The 13840-nt window shown below is 73.7% G+C and carries 14 protein-coding genes; 7 read left to right on the top strand and 7 right to left on the bottom strand.

The window, feature by feature from the left end:
• The first annotated feature begins 9 nt into the window (after positions 1 to 9).
• The 5 genes from PKE99_RS35495 to PKE99_RS35475 all read left to right on the top strand — a co-directional run bounded on the left by PKE99_RS35495 (position 10) and on the right by PKE99_RS35475 (position 4937).
• Positions 10 to 588 carry a DinB family protein gene (locus PKE99_RS35495; RefSeq protein ID WP_037044663.1) on the top strand — a complete coding sequence of 193 codons (579 nt, stop codon included), beginning with the start codon at positions 10 to 12 and terminating at the stop codon, positions 586 to 588.
• Positions 589 to 860: 272 nt separating this feature from the next.
• On the top strand, positions 861 to 1058 hold the full coding sequence (locus PKE99_RS35490; RefSeq protein ID WP_231498172.1) for a hypothetical protein: 198 nt from the start codon (positions 861 to 863) through the stop codon (positions 1056 to 1058).
• Between the two features lie 1024 nt (positions 1059 to 2082).
• The gene (locus tag PKE99_RS35485) at positions 2083 to 2832 is read left to right on the top strand and encodes a VldE C-terminal domain-containing protein (protein ID WP_051737270.1); all 750 of its coding nucleotides are present in this window, start codon (positions 2083 to 2085) and stop codon (positions 2830 to 2832) included.
• Positions 2833 to 2864: 32 nt separating this feature from the next.
• The gene (locus PKE99_RS35480; RefSeq protein WP_037044660.1) at positions 2865 to 3944 is read left to right on the top strand and encodes a DUF3616 domain-containing protein; all 1080 of its coding nucleotides are present in this window, start codon (positions 2865 to 2867) and stop codon (positions 3942 to 3944) included.
• A gap of 189 nt (positions 3945 to 4133) precedes the next feature.
• Complete coding sequence (locus PKE99_RS35475; RefSeq protein ID WP_051737269.1) at positions 4134 to 4937, top strand: VldE C-terminal domain-containing protein; 804 nt, start codon at positions 4134 to 4136, stop codon at positions 4935 to 4937.
• A 282-nt stretch (positions 4938 to 5219) separates the two neighbouring features.
• On the opposite strand, the gene PKE99_RS35470 is transcribed toward PKE99_RS35475, so the two are convergent.
• On the bottom strand, positions 5220 to 5693 hold the full coding sequence (locus PKE99_RS35470) for a hypothetical protein (RefSeq protein ID WP_037044658.1): 474 nt from the start codon (positions 5691 to 5693) through the stop codon (positions 5220 to 5222).
• 129 nt (positions 5694 to 5822) lie between these two features.
• Between PKE99_RS35470 and PKE99_RS35465 the strand changes: the two genes are divergently transcribed.
• Both PKE99_RS35465 and PKE99_RS35460 read left to right on the top strand, forming a co-directional pair.
• The gene (locus PKE99_RS35465; RefSeq protein ID WP_037044656.1) at positions 5823 to 6848 is read left to right on the top strand and encodes a 6-phosphofructokinase; all 1026 of its coding nucleotides are present in this window, start codon (positions 5823 to 5825) and stop codon (positions 6846 to 6848) included.
• Positions 6849 to 6983: 135 nt separating this feature from the next.
• Positions 6984 to 7409: a hypothetical protein gene (locus PKE99_RS35460; RefSeq protein WP_037044654.1), complete on the top strand. Its 426-nt coding sequence runs from the start codon at positions 6984 to 6986 to the stop codon at positions 7407 to 7409.
• A gap of 248 nt (positions 7410 to 7657) precedes the next feature.
• Here PKE99_RS35460 and PKE99_RS35455 read toward each other — a convergent pair whose 3' ends face one another.
• The 6 genes from PKE99_RS35455 to PKE99_RS35430 form a co-directional block, all read right to left on the bottom strand.
• The gene (locus tag PKE99_RS35455; RefSeq protein WP_037044652.1) at positions 7658 to 8620 is read right to left on the bottom strand and encodes an AIR synthase related protein; all 963 of its coding nucleotides are present in this window, start codon (positions 8618 to 8620) and stop codon (positions 7658 to 7660) included.
• Complete coding sequence (locus PKE99_RS35450; RefSeq protein ID WP_231498171.1) at positions 8617 to 9210, bottom strand: helix-turn-helix domain-containing protein; 594 nt, start codon at positions 9208 to 9210, stop codon at positions 8617 to 8619. The genes PKE99_RS35455 and PKE99_RS35450 overlap by 4 nt, the downstream gene beginning before the upstream one ends.
• Positions 9211 to 9326: 116 nt before the next feature.
• Positions 9327 to 9659: a glycerol dehydratase reactivase beta/small subunit family protein gene (locus tag PKE99_RS35445; RefSeq protein ID WP_051737268.1), complete on the bottom strand. Its 333-nt coding sequence runs from the start codon at positions 9657 to 9659 to the stop codon at positions 9327 to 9329.
• Complete coding sequence (locus tag PKE99_RS35440; RefSeq protein ID WP_037044646.1) at positions 9656 to 11473, bottom strand: diol dehydratase reactivase subunit alpha; 1818 nt, start codon at positions 11471 to 11473, stop codon at positions 9656 to 9658. The genes PKE99_RS35445 and PKE99_RS35440 overlap by 4 nt, the downstream gene beginning before the upstream one ends.
• Positions 11470 to 12045, bottom strand: coding sequence for a propanediol/glycerol family dehydratase medium subunit (locus PKE99_RS35435; RefSeq protein ID WP_037044644.1), 576 nt, complete (start codon positions 12043 to 12045; stop codon positions 11470 to 11472). Before PKE99_RS35435 ends, PKE99_RS35440 begins: the two co-directional genes overlap by 4 nt.
• Positions 12045 to 13739 (bottom strand): propanediol/glycerol family dehydratase large subunit, encoded by a 1695-nt coding sequence (locus PKE99_RS35430; protein ID WP_037044642.1) that lies wholly within the window; start codon positions 13737 to 13739, stop codon positions 12045 to 12047. Before PKE99_RS35430 ends, PKE99_RS35435 begins: the two co-directional genes overlap by 1 nt.
• Positions 13740 to 13840 lie beyond the last annotated feature (101 nt).

Below are 13840 nucleotides of genomic sequence, written 5' to 3'. Positions count from 1 at the left end.
GACGGCGCCATGACGGTCGCTCCCGATCCGAAGGCCGAGCTGCACCACTACTTCCGACAGGGCCGCGAGGCGCTCCTGTGGAAGCTCGACGGGGTCACCGAGTACGACGCCCGCCGCCCGCTCACCCCCACCGGCACCAACCTGCTCGGGCTCCTCAAGCACACCGCGATCGTGATCGCGGGGTACTTCGGCGAGGTGTTCGACCGGCCCTTCCCGCAAGCGCTGCCGTGGGCCGAGGAGACCGCCGCGCCCAACGACGACATGTGGGCCCTGCCCGGCGAGACCCGCTCGCAGATCGTCGCCCTGTTCCACGCGGCCAACGCGCACGCCGACGCCACCATCGACGCCCTCGACCTCGGCTCCCCCGGCTACGTCCCGTGGTGGTCCGGGCCCGTCACCCTGAGCCGGATCCTCGTCCATGTGGTCGCCGAGGTGCACCGGCACGCCGGCCACGCCGACATCGTCCGCGAGACCATCGACGGAGTCGCCGGCCTCCGCGCGGACAACTCCAACCTCGCCGACGGCGACGCAGAGTGGTGGGCGGAGTACCGCGGAAGGGTTCAGGCGGAGGCGGAGCGGTTCCGGTAGGCCGGCGCCCGAGCGGGTGTGCGGAGACCCGAGCGGGTGGTTCCGTCCGAGCATCGCCGGAGTGCCCGCCGGGCCGTCGGCAAGAGCCCCGACCGACCATTCCGCCCGCCCACGGATCGCCCGTCGGACGCCTCGTCCGTACGCCGATAGCAGGCCTCCGTTAACCGGTTCGCAACGACCCTGGCTGTCACCTCGCGTAGTCGGAGCACTACCTTCGCGGCCACAGTTCCAGGAGGTGACAGTCAGTGGCGCTTGCGTCGATCTTGTCCGGTATGCCCGACCTGTTGCAGCGCACGCTCTCGCAGCACACCCCCGATCCGCACGGGTACTGCCGGGAGTGCCGCGAGGCGTCGGGCATCGCCGCGGCGTGGCCGTGTGCCACCCGCGAGGTCGCCGAGGAGGCCGAGTACATCCAGCGCGGCGGGCTGCCCGGCACGCTCGGCGGCCGGCACCGCACCAGCCGGGCCTGAGGCCGCCCGCACGGACCGCCCGAGGGTCCTCCCGCCACACGCGGGTGCCCCTCGGACCGTCCGGCCGATCGTCTCGCGGCATGATTCCCGAGGCCGTCCCGGGGCGGCGACCTCCCGGACCGCCGCCACCGATGATCACCGTCGACGTGCGGAGAAGGTCGACTCACCGGCCCTGAGCGCACCCGTTCGCTGATCACCGGTGATCGCGGGAAGGCAAGGCCGGCCACGCCGCCCCATGATCGTCAGCTCCGTGCACGCTCGGCTCGTTCGGCAGCCTGCAGCGCACGCAGTCGCGGATCCGACCCAGCGCCCGCCCATGATCGCCGGCTGCGGGCATGCACGGCTCGTCCAGCAGCCACAAGCGCACTCGAACGCGGATCCAGCCCGACACCCCTGCCTATCTCCGCCGGCAGCGTGCAGGCACGGCTCGCCCGACAGCCTCGAGCGCACGCGAACGCAGATCATGGTCAGGACGGATCGATCCGGACACCCGAGCCGGACTTCCACCGCGGCCGCCGTCACACGAGCTCTGCCCACAGGGGCCGGTCCACACGCACCCCTCCACTTAGGACGCTGGTCCAGACGGAGGCGCCCCACACCCGTCCGGACCGGTCGTTCGGTGGAAGCCCTACCGCAGCCGTCGCGAACGGCGCGCCGAACGGCACCGCACCTGTGAACGCAGCCACGCGCCGACCGCCCGGCGAGACCGACACCACCCGAACGGCCGTTCGTCGCTCCGCCCGATCCGATCGTCTCAGCAGGAGCAACCTCCGCGCATAGGCCGGGCCGGAAGCCCCTAGCGTCGGTCGCGACCGGATCACGGAACGATCACGAACGGCCCTGGGCGCCCCGAACGCCCGCCTCCCCAGCAGGGTCGATCCCCTTCGGACCGCCCGCGGCCCGGTCGCCGTCCGACAGCTGAACACGAGAGGTCGTTGTGGCCCGGCATCGCTCCCCACGAGGCCGCTCCGCGATCCCCCACCAGCAGCCGGCGCCGAGCTCCCCACGGCGTCGTCGCGCAGGGGTGGGGGACGCGGTCCGGTCGGTCCCCGGTCCCGTCCGTCACGGGTCCGCGCTCGCACTCGCCGCGGGCGGCGTCGTCGCCGTGATCGCGGCCGCCGCCCCACTGGCGGGATCCGTCGACGCCGCGCTCCCCACGAGCGCGTCGCCCGAGGCACGGCTCGCCGCCGAGGCCGTGCCCGCCCCCGCGATCCCGACGCAGCGGGAGGCACCCGTCGTCGAGATGACCGCGCTGGCCGACGCCGCCCGGATCGCGGGCGAGCACGCCACGGCCGAGGTCGAGCGGAAGAAGGAGGAGGCGGCCGCGGAAGCGTCGGCCGCCGAGGACCGTGCGAAGCAGGCGCTCGCCGGCCGCACGCTGCAGACGAGCTCGGGCAGCACCTCCTGCGGCATGAGCACCGCGAGCCTCGGCGCGGTGAAGCCGTGGGTGTCCGACGCCGTCGAGTTCCTGGGCTGCCAGTTCGGCCGGCCGCAGACGCTCGGCGTGGGCAGCCGGGGCAACGCCTCGGACCACCCGTCCGGCCTCGCGGCGGACTTCATGGTCGGCAAGGCGAGCGGCGACGCGATCGCGGACTGCGCGCTGCAGAACATGCAGTCCCTCGGCATCAGCTACGTGATCTGGCAGCAGCAGATCAACTACGGCAGCGGCTGGCAGGCCATGGAGGATCGCGGCAGCCCCACGGCCAACCACGAGGACCACGTGCACGTGTCGTTCGAGAGCTCGGCGCCCTCCGGGCGCCCGGCGACCTGCTGACCTCGAGCCCGCCTCAGCGGTAGAACTGGAGGATGGACGCAGGTCTCCTCCGGCTCGAACGGCAGGTCGAGCTCCGGTTCGCGGGCGACACCGTCCGCTCGGGCAACCACGTGAACCTCTCGGCCGTGCGGGTCGAGGGGTCCACGCTGTGGCTGGCCGGCGACGAGACCGCCACCATCGAGCGGCTCGAGTTCGACCACGGGCTCGCCGTGGCCGACAAGCCCGTCACGTTCCCGCTCGCCGAGCTGGTCCGGCTGCCCGGTCCGCCGGAGCAGGAGGCGGACGTCGAGGGGCTCGCGCGGTCCGGCGGCTTCCTGTGGGCGATCGGCTCGCACAGCCTCAAGCGCCGCCGCGTCCGGCCGCACGACGACGTCACCAAGGCTCTCAAGCGGCTGTCGAAGGTACGCCGCGAGGAGAACCGGTACGTGCTCGCACGGCTGGCCGTCGAGACCTACACCGAAGGGCCGCCCGAGTTGCGGCTGCGCACGGCGGCGGGCGTCTGTTCCGCGGTGGTCGGCGCACCCGGCAGCGTCGGCCTGGCGGACCTGCTCGCCGACGACCCGCGGCTCGGCCCGTTCCTCGCGGTGCCGGGCAAGGACAACGGGTTCGACGTCGAGGGCCTGGCCGTGCTCGGCGACTCCGTCTACGTCGGGCTGCGGGGACCGGTGCTGCGCGGCTGGGCGGTGGTCCTCGAGCTGCTCCCGCAGCCGGACCCGACCGACGACGGCCGCCTCGTCCTCGGTGCCTTCTGGGGCGGCGAGCGGTACCGGACCCACCTGCTCGACCTGGGCGGACTGGGCGTGCGCGACCTCTGCCCGCACGGCGACGACCTGCTCGTCCTCGCCGGACCGAGCATGGCGCTGTCCGGCCCGGTGCGGCTCCACCGCTGGCGGGACGCGGCGGCGTCGGGCGGCAGCGAGCTGATCCGCCGCGACCGGCTCCCGCTGCTCGGCGCGCTCCCGCACGGGCAGGGCGAGGACCACGCCGAGGGCATCTCGCTGCTGCCCGGACCGGGTCCCGCACGGCTGCTGGTGGTGCACGACAGCCCCGCGCCGGACCGTCGGCCGACGCCGTCGTCGGTGCTCGCGGACATCGTGGCGCTCGACGGGTGAGCCGACCGCTCGCCGCGCGCGCGGGCACGCACGACTCACGGTGAGTCACCGATACCCGGCGATTCGTGACCTCTCCGCTACATTCTGGACACGACGCGACGGCCCGGTTCCCCCGACGGACCCGGAGACCCTCCGCCCGGTGTCCCCGCACCGGCGGTCCGCCCGGGCCTCGCACCGAGAAGGCAGGACGTGTCGCGGCACCGCTCCCCCGCCGCGGGCGCGCCCGGTCGCGGGACGGTCGACGTACGCCGGCTGCTCGCGCGCGCCGGCGCCCCGTCGCCCCGCACCCGCCGTCAGGCGTTGCGTCGCGGCGCCACCGCCGCCGCGGTCACGGGCGGCGCGCTGGCCGTGGTCGCGCCGGCGGCGTCGCTGCTGGGCACGGCGCCGTCCGCCGCGGTGAACGCGACCGAGGTGGGCCTGGCGTCGGCCGACGTCGTCGACGACGAGCTGTTCGCCGCCGACGGCGCCGCCCTCGCGGCGAGCGTCCTGCCGGTCCGTCGCGAGGCCGACCCGCCCGGGCTCGTCGCCGCAGAGAACCTGCTGAAGTCCGCGGGGCTCAACGACGCCGCCCGGCGTGCCGAGGAGGAGCGGCTGGCCCGCGAGGCCCGCACGCACTGCGCGGTCGACCTGTCCGAGCTCGGCGCCGTGAAGCCGTGGGTCCGCGACGCCGCCCGGTTCCTCTCCTGCCTCTACGACCAGCCGGACCTCATAGGCGTCGCCGGCCGCGGCCGCGTCTCCGACCACCCCACCGGCAAGGCCCTCGACCTGATGACGACCGGCGCGCACGGCGACCGGATCGCCGCCTGCGCCCTCGCCAACCGCGAGGCCCTCGGCATCTCGTACGTGATCTGGGAACAGCGGATCAACTACGGCGACGGCTGGGAGTCGATGGAGAACCGGGGCAACGCCACGGAGAACCACTTCGACCACGTGCACGTGTCGTTCGAGGGCTCCGCGGGCTCCGGCGAGCCCGACCCCGACCTCTGCACCTGAGCTGTGAGTGGCGATAGTCGCTCTGGCGACTATCGCCACTCACAGGGGTTGAGCTGCGGGAACGTCAGACCCCGATGCGGGCCGGGCGGCCGTCCTCGCCCTCGTGCCAGATGTTCACGACCGCGGGCCGCGGCTGGGTGCCCGGTCCGTCCGGCCAGGGGGCAGGATCGGGTCGCCCCAGCGCACCAGCACACCGCGCCGGTCGAGCACGGCGCCCAGGACCTCGCCGAAGTACGTGTCGAACGTGACGAAGACCCCAGGAGGACGGAGGCCGCCTCCGCCTCAGTCCTCCGAGTCCGGGGTGGCGGTGTGGTGGGGGTGGCCGTGGGTGCGACGGCTCTGCTTCATCTCGGCCTCGAAGACGTGCCGGCGCCCCTCCATGAGGTCGTCGCGCAGCGCGCGCTCGGTGTCCTTGAGCGGGGTGTAGTAGTTGTCGTCGAAGTCCTCGACGATCTGGAAGCTCCACCGGCCCTCGATCGCGTTGCGGCCGATCAGCTCGGTCTCGATGCGCTCGGCCCACGCCGGCTGGCCGCACTCGCGCAGCTGCTCCACGACGTCGTCGAGCATCGCGTCCGCCCCGCCCATGAGCTGGTGGAACTCGTAGAGGGCACCGCGCGCGCGCTCGATCCGCTCGAGCATCTCGGAGAACTTGCCGGCCGCCGCCACCAGCTCGTCCGAGGCGCCCTCGGGACGGGAGTGGGCGGCGTCGACGGAACGGGAGACGGCGTCGGAGGAGACGGCGTTCGTCGTGCTCATGCCCATCGGTACCCCCGGCCCCGGGGCCCGAACCGCGGGTCCCCCGGGTGCCCGGACCCACCCGGCCGCGCTCTCGTGACGACGGTAACATCGGCGCGTTTCTGCATCGATGGAGATCGGAGGCCCGCCATGCGTGTCGGGGTCCTGACCGGCGGGGGCGACTGCCCCGGTCTGAACGCCGTGCTGCGGGCGATCGTCCGCAAGGGCGCGGCGGCGTACGGGCACGAGTTCGTCGGGTTCCGCGACGGCTGGCGTGGCGTCCTCGAGGGCGACGTCCGGCCGCTCGGCGTGCCGGACGTCCGCGGCCTGCTCCCCCGGGGCGGCACGATCCTCGGCTCCTCCCGGACCAACCCCTTCGCGATCGACGACGGCGTGGCCCGGATCCGCGAGACGCTCGAGGCGCAGGGCGTCGACGCGCTGATCGCGATCGGGGGCGAGGACACCCTCGGCGTCGCGACCAGGCTGCACGACGACGGGGTGCGGGTCGTCGGCGTGCCCAAGACGATCGACAACGACCTGGGCGGCACCGACTACACGTTCGGCTTCGACACGGCGGTCTCCATCGCCATGGAGGCGATCGACCGCCTGCACACCACGGCCGAGTCGCACCACCGCGTGCTGATCGTCGAGGTCATGGGCCGGCACGCGGGGTGGATCGCGCTGCACGCGGGCCTGGCGGGCGGCGCCAACGGCATCCTCATCCCCGAGCAGCCCTTCGACATGGACCGCGTCGAGGCGTGGGTGGAGAGCCGCTTCCGGGACCGCTACGCGTCGATCATCGTCGTGTCCGAGGGCGCGATGCCGATCGGCGGCGCGGAGGTGCTGCAGAGCGCGCAGAAGGACGCGTTCGGGCACGCGCGGCTCGGCGGGGTCGGCGACTGGCTGGCGCACGAGATCGAGCGCCGCACCGGCAAGGAGGCCCGCACGACCGTGCTCGGGCACGTCCAGCGCGGCGGCACGCCCACGGCACGGGACCGCTGGCTCGCCACCCGCTTCGGCCTGCACGCCATCGACGCCGTCGAGGCCGGGGAGTGGGGCACGATGGCGGCCCTGCGCGGCACCGACATCGTGATGGTCCCGCTGCTCGAGGCGACCAAGCGGCTCAAGACGGTCGACCCCGCGCTCTACGCCGAGGCGGAGGTCTTCTTCGGCTGATCCGTCGCTGCGGAGGGCGCAGGCCACGCGCTCGCGGGGCTCCTTCATCCGGATGAAACAGTCCGGAAATCGCCCGGTGCCGGTCGGGATCTAGAACTGGGATGTCCCCAGCGCCCGCCGGATCGGAGGCCCGCCGTGCCCGAGCAGCCCGCACGTGAGCAGATTCCCGTCCCGGCCCGGCTCGCCTGCCCCGCGGAGTGCCGTGCGGACCATCCGTGGCGGGCCCACCACGACCGGCTGCTCGACGTCGAGACCGACCCGGACGCGATCGTCGACCTGTTCGAGACGGCCGTGACCTGGGCGGAGCTGGAGTACCCGGAGGAGGCCACGATCCCACCGGCGCGCTGGGTGGAGTTCGCGGAGAAGCACCGCTGGCGGGACCCGGAGCGGGCGCTGCGGATCTTCTCGCTCGCCGCCGACGCCGCGCTGCGCGGCACCCGCACGGCCGCGCCGGTCGCGGCGCTGGGCAAGGCGGTCGGGATGACGACGGGGAGGGGCGAGGGGATCTGCCCGACCCTGGCCCCCGCGACCCCACCGCGCCACCTCCGCGTCGCCCCCTGAGCACACCTCCCCGAAGCGCACACCCCGACTCGCGGTGCCGGAACTCCCGACTCGCGGTGCCAGAACTCCCGACTCGCGGTGCCAGAACTCCCGACTCGCGGTGCCAGAACTCCCGACTCGCGCTCCCGGAACTCCCGACTCGCGCTCCCGGAACTCCCGACTCGCGGTGCCGGAACTCCCGACTCGCGGAACAGAGGCTGCCACTTCCGCGAGTCGGGAGGTTCGGCAGCGCGAGTCGGGAGGTGTGGTCAGCGGGGGAGGCCGGTGACCGCGGTGGAGTGCAGGTCCAGGACCTCCACCCGCTCGTCCCCGCGGGTGAGGGCGAGGATGCCGGAGTCGTCGAGCCGCCCGACCACGCCGGCGGCAAGGTCCCGCTCGGCGAAGGCGGCGAGGCACTCCTCCTCGCGCCCGGCGGGCACGCAGAGCAGGAAGCCGAAGCTGGGGAAGCAGTTGAACCAGCGCACCAGCGGCACTCCGGCGGGCGCGGGCACGGCCGCGACGTCGACCGTCACCCCCAACCGCCCCGGCTCCAGCAGCATTGCCAGCGACCCGACGAGCCCAGCCATGCTGATGTCCTTGGCCGCCACCACCACGCCCTCGCCGGCGAGGGTGCCGAGCAGCCGGACGTCGCCGGCGCTGCGCCGCCCGCGCGACTCGAAGGCGGGGAAGAACGGGAAGTCCTCGCGCATCCGCCCGTCGAGCGCGGCGGCCACGACCAGGGTCTGCCCGGGCGCGGCGCGCGTCACCGAGAGCGGCGCCGCCGTGGCCCCGACGGCGAAGGCGGAGATGGCCGGGTCGCCCTCGTGCAGCGTGAGGTGCCCGCCGACGATCGGGACGTCGTACAGCTCCGCGGCCTCGCGCATCCCGGCCAGCGCCTTGCGCGCCAGGTCCTCCGACGCCACCACCGTGTCGACGATCCCGAGCGGCATCCCGCCCATGGCCGCGACGTCGTTGACGTTCGTCAGCACCGCCGCGAACCCCGCGCCGTACGGGTCGGCGGCCACGAACGGCGGGAACAGGGCCTCGCCGCAGGCCACGACCGGGCCGCCGTGCGCGGTGACGACCGCGCCGTCGTCGCCCGGGCCGCCCTGCCAGTCGGTGCCGCCCAGCACCTCGCCGACCAGCGCGATCTCGGCCTTCGCGGCGAGCCCCGGGTTGGCGAGGCAGGCCGCGGCGAGCTCCGCGAGCGTCTCGGAGGCCGGCGCGCTCATCGCAGGATCACCCAGACCGCGCGGACCGGGACGTCGCCGGCGTTGCGCCAGGCGTGCCCCCGGTCCGTCGGGTAGTGCAGCACGTCCCCGGCCTCCACCTCGTACGTCTCCCCCGCGACCTCGACCGACAGGGTGCCCTCCCGGACCATCACCAGTTCCTCGCCCGGGCGGCGCGGCCGGGTGTCGCCGCTCTCGCCGCCCGGTTCGACCACGACCTCCACCGCCGCGGCCCGCAGCGCGTCCGTGGGCGCGGCGAGCCCCTCCACCGCGACCCCGAGCGCACCCGGCGCCCAGTCCCGCGGCGCGGGCAGCCGCTCCGCCGACCGCACGTGGACGGCAGGGGGCGGCTCGAGCCCGCTGTCGTCGACGAAGGCCGACACGGGCTGCCCCAGCGCACCCGCCAGCTTGAGCAGCGTGGTGATCGTCGGGACCATGTCGCCGCGCTCGACCTTGTGCACCGCCGCGGCCGAGACGTCCGCGCGGGCCGCGAGCTGCTGCAACGACAGCCCGAGCCGGGTGCGGGCGGCGCGCACCTTGGGGCCGATCGCGTCGACGATGGGCTCCCAGGTCGCGGGGCTCGGCCGGCTCACGTTGACCATCCTAGACGGCGTTCACCTATGGTGAACACCGCGGCACACCGGCCGGGACGACGACAAGCCACCCCGTCCTCGTGAGTGGCAATAGTCGCCATAGCGACTATTGCCACTCACAGGGGCAGGACCTTCACGATCCGGGCGGCGGTGCGACCGGCGATGCGCAGGTCGGGACGCGGGGAGCCCGCCTCGACCTGGTGCACCGGGTCGTCCTGCGGCAGGGACGCGTGGTGCACCGCGACCCCGCCCGCCCCGTCGATCCCGATCCCGGTCTCCAGCGGGGACTCGAGCGCGGCGGCGTGGGCGAGCGCCAGGACGTCCGCGTCGCGGACCTGCTCCACCCGCGTCGGCACACCCTCCTCCTCCGCCCCCGCACACACCTCCCGCAGCACCACCGGGTCCGGGGACCCGGTGTGGCGCAGGACGATCGCGGGCTTCTCGGTCACGAGCCCGCCACGTGCGCGTCGACCAGCCCGGTCGCCACCGCGTTGCGGGGCCCCTCGCTGCCGTGGACGTTGCCGATCCCGCAGACCACCCCGAAGCCGGCGAGGGCGTCGGCGATGAGGTCCGGGATCTCGAAGTCCAGCGCCGAGCCGCCGAGCAGCACCACGAAATCCAGCATCCGCAGGCTGCCGCCCGGCGCGACCTGCTTGAGCGCCCGCACGGCGTTGACCGCGAACACCTTCCGCTTGGCCTCCCGGCGCACCCGCCGCACGTGGTCGACCGAGTGCCGGGTCGCGACGGGCGCGGGGCCCTCGGGCGTCATCGTGACCACCCGCGCGAACACGTGCGACGGCAGCGGCTCCGGGAAGAACTGCACCGTCCCGTCCTCGTGCCGCACGTGGAAGAAGCTCTCCACCTTCGCCAGCGGGTACCGCTTGACGGCCTCGGCCTGCTCCCGGTCGTCGAGCGCCAGCTCGGAGCCGATCAGCTTGGTGACCAGCTCCCCCGCCCCGGCGACGTGCACGGCCGAGGAGACGCCGTCGCGGTCGAGCAGCGCGGCGTCGGTCGACCCGCCGCCGAGGTCCAGCACCGCGATCGGCACGGCCGTGCCGGGCGTGGTCAGCGCCCCGCGGACCGCCATCTCGCCCTCGACGCCGCCGATCTCGGCCCGGCAGCCCAGCGCGGCGGCGACCTCGTCGGCCACCACCTGCATCCGGCTCCGGCTGGTGCGCACCATGGCCGCCAGCGCGACGGCGTTCTCCGGCGCGACCTCGCCGGCCAGGCCGCCGCGCACCTCCTTGGGCACGAAGGTGTCGACGGCGAGCACGTCCCGGATCCGGATCTCCGCGGCCGGCTGCCCGGTCACGTCCGTCATCGTGTCCCGGACCTGCGCGAGCATCCCGCCGACGTGCGTGCCGGCCTCGCCGGTCGCGTCGTCGAGCGGCTGGACCCGGCCGAGCACCTCCATGATCGCCTCGGCGCCCGCGTCGACGTCGACCTGCAGGGTCTTGCCCGCCCCGGTGAGGGTGAGCGTGCCGACCGGGATCCGCCGGTCGGTCACGTCACCGCTGGGGGTACGGACGACGACGGCGGACCGGTTCCCGGTCAGCGCCCGCGCCACCGGCGAGACCTGCTTGGTCTGGTCGGGGTCCAGCTCGAACACCGACGCCAGACCGTAGGAGTCCGAGAGCGTCCGGATGGTGCGACCGGGCGGCGCCACCTCCACCGCCGCCCGCATCCCGAGCGGCACCTTCTCCACCGCGCCGACCTCGTCGACGACCGGGATCGGCACCCGCAGCCGGTTGACGACGAGCACCGCGTCGTCGTGCGCGAGGACCGCGGCCACGACCTCGAGACCGCGCTCCGTGGCCGCGTTGAGCTCGGTCGCCACGTCGTCGAAGTCCCAGCCCGCCCCGACGACGGCGATCGTCGGGCCGGACGCGCCGGCCAGCGCGTCGATCGCCACCGTGGTGCCGACCCCGAGCCCCTCCCCGCCCGGTGTGGCGGGGTTGTGCCCGATCATCGTCGACTCGGTGATGATCGTCTCGGAGATCGTCTCCATGGCCAGCCCGGAGATGACGGGCGTGGCCTCGTTGAGCAGGACCGTCTCGACCTCGGACTCGGTGCGGCCGGCCCGTTCCAGCGCGCGCCGGACCGCCGACACCGCCCCGTCCGTGTTCTCCGGCGTCCCCTTGACCCCGGTCGTGTGGGTGAGCGCCGTGCCCAGGTACTCGGCGGAGTCCCCGGACACGGCGGCCACGCTCGCCTCGGTCGTCGAGTTGCCGATGTCGACGCCGACGACCAGCCGTCGCGTCATGCCCGGGTGATCACCGGCTCGACCTCCACCGGCTTCCGCCCCGCCACGATGCACTCGAACTCCTTGAGGTGCAGCAGCGCGGCCTTGGCCTGCCAGCGCGGCCGGGCCATCTGGTCGTTGCGGGTGGGCACCGGGGCCGGGGACTCGCCCTTGGCGTACTGGGCGGCGTTGGACCCGATCCGGCGGAACACCTCGGCGTCGAGCAGCGGCGACTGCGGGAACAGCTCCAGGTTGCTCAGCCGCGGCAGGTCCCGCTGGTGGATCATCGCGGTGCCGCGGGACAGCAGGCCGATCGAGATGCCGGAGCCGGACAGCCGGGCGCCGGTGTGCGCGACGGCCGCGAGGTCCGCGGTGTCCCACACCTTGATCATCCGGGCGTGCACGCCCTGCTCCTCGATGCCGGCCAGGATCTGCCGGATCACCTCGGCGTGCGGCACGTCGACGATGGTCTTGGTGAACGGGTCGGCGAAGGCCGGGGACACGGCGACGACCACCTCGTCGGGTCGCGACGCCCGCTTGGCCGGGCCGACCTCGTTGAGCGTGAGCGTGCGCTCGGCGGTGGGGGCGGTCATCACGACACCTCCGTCTCGGGGTTCTCGGCGCTCGTCACGTGGCGCAGCTTCTTGAGCTGCTCCCACCGCTCGCCCTGGAGGCGGTAGCCGGAGCCCGGGCCGCCGTAGTCGTTGGCGTCGTTGATCGCCGAGAGGGGGACGAAGTCGTCCGTCAGGATCGCCGACGTCTGCAGCAGGTCGCCGGAGACGCGCTGGCGCAGCACCGTCAGCAGGTTCTCGGCCACGTCGTGGAAGCCGCTGCGCTCCAGCGCCTTCACCAGGTCGAGGCCGGTGATCCCGCGGTCCATGACCGACTGCGCGCCCTTGAGGTCCTCGAGCACGTCCCGCTCGGGGTAGTCGCCGCTGCCGTTGGCGTAGACGGCGGCCTCGACCTCCTCGTCGGTGATCCGCGGCAGGTCGAGCTCGGCGAACACGGCCTGCAGCGCGCGGGCCGCCTTCTCCCGGGCCTGCAGGATCTCGGTCTCCCGGACGTGCCGCAGGCCGCCGTCGACCTGCAGGTCGCGCTGGATGGTGTTCCAGTCGTCGTAGTCGTCCGTGTCGAGGTTGGAGCCGGCGAACATGTTGTCCGGGTTCGGCACCGCCGAGTAGCCGGAGCAGACGAAGTCCGTGCCCGGCAGCATCTGCGGCAGCAGGCGCGCGGTGCGGCGCATCGCCGAGTGCGAGAAGGACTGGTCGTTGCCGGAGGCGCACTCCAGGTCCATCCAGCTGGCGATCAGGTTCTCGGCGGCCACCGCCCGGATCCCGCCGGGCACCGCGCCCGGTACGCCGATGCAGGAGATGGAGCCGTTCTGCAGGCCCTGCACCCCGGCGCCCTTGGCCATGAGGATGCAGCGGATCTCCAGGTACAGCATGGACCGCCCCTCGGCGTTGCCCATCTGCACCTCCGAGCCCGTGCCCGAGGTGAACCGCATCTTGATCCCGCGCGACGCGTACGCGCTGGCCAGGAAGGCCTTGGACCAGGGGGTGTCGTCGCCGTCGACGAACACGGACTCGGTGCCGTACACGGAGATCGTCTCGGCGTAGGCGGTGATGCCGCGCATGCCGAGCTCGAGCTCGGTGGCCTCCTCCAGGGCGCACTGGGTGAGCACGCCGCCCCGCCCGACCTGGCCGCCGACCTGCAGCGCGATCGCCACGAGCGGCGCGTACCGGACGACGCCGAGGGTGGTCTCCAGCTCGGCGAAGCCGCGCAGCGCGCCCTCGGCCGCGTCCGCGGCGACCTGGATCGGGTTGTCCTTGGCGCTGGTGGAGTGCGCCTGGTTGGCGGGCGTGCGGCGGGCCCGCATCTTCTGCATCGCCATCATGATCTCGACGACGTTCATCAGCTTGACGACGTCGAGGATCTTCGCCGGGGTGAGCCCGCGGCCGATCCGGGTCAGCTCGTCCCGCGAGGCCCGCGGGTCGACGAGCGCCCGCGCGATCTCGACGGACGGGATCGCGTTGACCTCCTCCGCCGTCTCCACGTCGATCGCGTGGTCGGCGATGAAGGTGTCCATGAAGTCGAAGTCGGCGCGGGCGCGCCCGTCGAGCTCGACGATCTTCCCGCCCTCGACCCGCACGCTGGGCTGCGGGTCGAAGTCGGACTCCATGGCGACGAGACCCTTCTCGGGCCACTCCTCCACGAACCCGTCGAGGTTGACGGGGCGGTCCTCGAGTACCTCGGTCCGCTTGGACCGGCGGTTCTCCGTGGTCGTCATCAGTTCTCCGTAAGGTTGTTGATGTTCGGGACGAGGTGTTCCGGACGCCCGCGACGGCAGGGTGTGGCTGATCGGTTCTTGTCGTTGGTGGCTTCTGAGGA

The sequence above is a fragment of the Pseudonocardia halophobica genome, from assembly GCF_027922425.1.
GTDB lineage: Bacteria > Actinomycetota > Actinomycetes > Mycobacteriales > Pseudonocardiaceae > Pseudonocardia > Pseudonocardia halophobica.
Note: the sequence above shows the minus strand (reverse complement) of the source record. Positions and strands in the feature narration are given on the sequence as shown.